Raw genomic sequence first — 2,717 nt, 5'->3', positions numbered from 1 at the left:
ACATCAAATATCGTATGTGATGTTCGACATCAACTTTTATTTTTTAATCAAGTTCTTGAAATCTACAATTTCAGACAACTGACGTCGCACAAAAAAAGATTGCTTTTCAACCTGTACTTCCTTTATTTAGTGCCCCTTCATACGTGGCTGGATTTCTCAAACCTTGAAAGAGAAGGAATTTTATGAAGTTGAATGAGTCCAAGCGATCGTCCGGTTGGTGTCGTTTTCTCAAGTTTAGTAAACAAATAGTTGGTGGGACCACTCTACTCTCGGCCCTTTGCCTAGCTCCCTCTGCTGTTCTAGCGGGTGGGCATGGACTTCCGAAGGACGCTGCTCCCGCTGACCAGCAGGTACTCCGTGTACCCTGCGACAATACTCGCAATGAAGTAACTTTTGATTTCGCTGTAGCTGTTTATCAGCGCTATGCATGTATCGCTGATCTCTTTCAGGATACCCTGGTTGATCTGGACAAGGACTTCAATGTGATACCTGCTGCTGCAGAGAGTTGGTCTGTAGATGCCAGTGGGAAAGTCTGGACTTTCAAGCTCAGCAAAGGTCTTCAGTGGAGTGACGGTACCCCGTTAACTGCGGCTGATTATGAAGCAACCTTCCGCTACTCAGCTGATCCCTCAAGCGCTTGGGATTTTACTTGGTTTTATTCATTCATTGGAGCTGGTGGCATCAAAAACTGGAGTAAGGTTGTTGCTGGAGAAATGCCCACCTCTGCCCTGGGCATACGCGCCGTAGATGACCTGACTCTAGAAGTGGAAACTGAAGGAGTCTTCCCTCCACTACCTGGAGTTATGAAATTTGCCTTCCTGCTTTCCAAGAAAGCTTTGGAAGCACACGGACCCTACTACAACAACGATCCTGATACCTCTGTTTCCGCAGGGCCTTATGTATTGACAGAGTTTGATCCAGGCAATCGAATTGTTGTTGAAGCCAACCCCAATTACAAGGGCTACCGACCCGCTCGCTTACAGAGAATTGAAGGCATTTATATGTCACCGGCGACTTTCTTCACTGCATTCCAACAGGGTGAGGTCGATACGGTGCCTTATGAGTACCTGACTCCTGCTGACTTCAAAATTATCGAGAGTGATCCAACTCTGAAAGAAAATTATCTCCGACATTTTGGGGATTTCCGGACAGACTATTTGCTCTTTGATACCTACACAGCCCCCTTCAATGATCTGAATGTTCGCAAGGCATTTGCTTACGCTCTAGATCGCGATGCTATCGTCAAAAACGTCTACGGTGAAATCAAAGCGATGCCCGCCCATTCCATGTTGATGCCGGGTTATCCTGCTTCGGACACCAAGGGTGAGTTGACGCAATACCAGACCTTTGACTGCCCGAAGGCCAAGAAACATCTAGCTGACGCAGGCTACCCTGATGGCAAAGGGTTCCCAGACCAGGAAATGTGGCTCCGTGGGGAGGGTCCAGCGATGAGTGCCGTCTACCAAGCTTCTGCAGCCTCGATTGCACAGTGCCTGAACATCCAAATTGAGGTTTCCAACAAGGACGGGAAGGTATACATGGATGCCCTCAATGCCAAACCGACACAGCTGACTCTAGGAGCTGTTTCTTATGGAATGGACTTTCTGGATCCCGCCAACTTATTAGGCATCTGGGTTTCTTCAGGACGACACTCTTGGACGAACGAAAAGTTTGACAGCATGGTAGCTGAAGCCAGCAACCTGGTTGGAGATGACAAAAAGCGGGAGCAGATGTTCCGTGATGCTCAAAAGATCCTGGTAGATGATGTCGGAGGAGTCTTTATTGCCCATCGCTGGCAGGGAGATCTCTTCAAGCCATATGTCCAGGGTGACAGCTTCCGAGTGCCTGATTCCAATGGAATTTCTGGAAAACACTGGGGTAACGACTGGTACTGGGGGAATGTTTACATTACGAATGCGAAGTAAACTAAAATCCAGATTCAAACCTGATTGGGGTTAAGGCGATATGCTAGGTTACATTTGTGGGAGAATTTTTGCGTTGATGATGATTCTCCTTGCTGTGTCCATAATCGTCTTTTCCCTGATGCACTCCGTTCCAGGCGGTCCATTCGACGAACGAAAGGGCCGCCTCCCTCCGGCCGCAAAGGCCAACATTCTCAAGAAGTACGGTTTGGATCAGCCCGTCTGGAAGCAGTACATCAATTATATGAGCCATGCAGTTCGCTTCGACTTTGGTATCCCCTACCAACGCCCTCATACCACTGTCGCCAAGTTGATCAGTAAGTCCTGGGCCATTACTGTTCAAGTAGGGCTAACAACGATTGTTGTTGCCTTTGGTTTCGGCATCTTAGCTGGAATTTACGCTGCCTATCACCAGAATTCCTGGGTCGACACGCTAGTCACCTTTGTTTCTAGTCTGGGCGTCACTGTGCCCAATTTTGTCGTGGCGATGTGGCTAATCCTGATCTTTGCCGTTTCCCTTAATTGGCTACCCATGGGGGGCTGGGGCTCTTCTGGTCAATGTTTGATCGACAAGTATTTTTGTACGGACTGGATCTTACCCGTGGTCGCCTATGCGATTGCACCCATGGCAATTGTGGCCCGCTATACCCGGGCCAGTATTGTCGAAGTGATGGGTGAAGATTACGTCCGCACAGCTAGGGCCAAGGGCCTCTCCGAGGTCAAAGTAATGCGCAAGCACGTCTTGCGCAACGCCCAAATTCCTATGGTTACGGCTCTTGGAACTGAGATCCCTAA

Annotated in this window: 2 protein-coding genes; both read left to right on the top strand. The window is 48.7% G+C overall.

Annotated elements, in window-relative coordinates; translation table 11 throughout:
• Positions 1 to 182 precede the first annotated feature (182 nt).
• The gene (locus P8O70_16720; protein ID MDG2198484.1) at positions 183 to 1,925 is read left to right on the top strand and encodes a peptide ABC transporter substrate-binding protein; all 1,743 of its coding nucleotides are present in this window, start codon (positions 183 to 185) and stop codon (positions 1,923 to 1,925) included.
• A 40-nt stretch (positions 1,926 to 1,965) separates the two neighbouring features.
• The coding region (locus P8O70_16715; GenBank protein MDG2198483.1) for an ABC transporter permease at positions 1,966 to 2,717 on the top strand (752 nt) is incomplete at its 3' end.

This window comes from SAR324 cluster bacterium (genome assembly GCA_029245725.1).
GTDB lineage: Bacteria > SAR324 > SAR324 > SAR324 > NAC60-12 > JCVI-SCAAA005.
The sequence above is the reverse complement of the archived record's forward strand: the minus strand, read 5'-3'. Positions and strand labels throughout refer to the sequence as shown.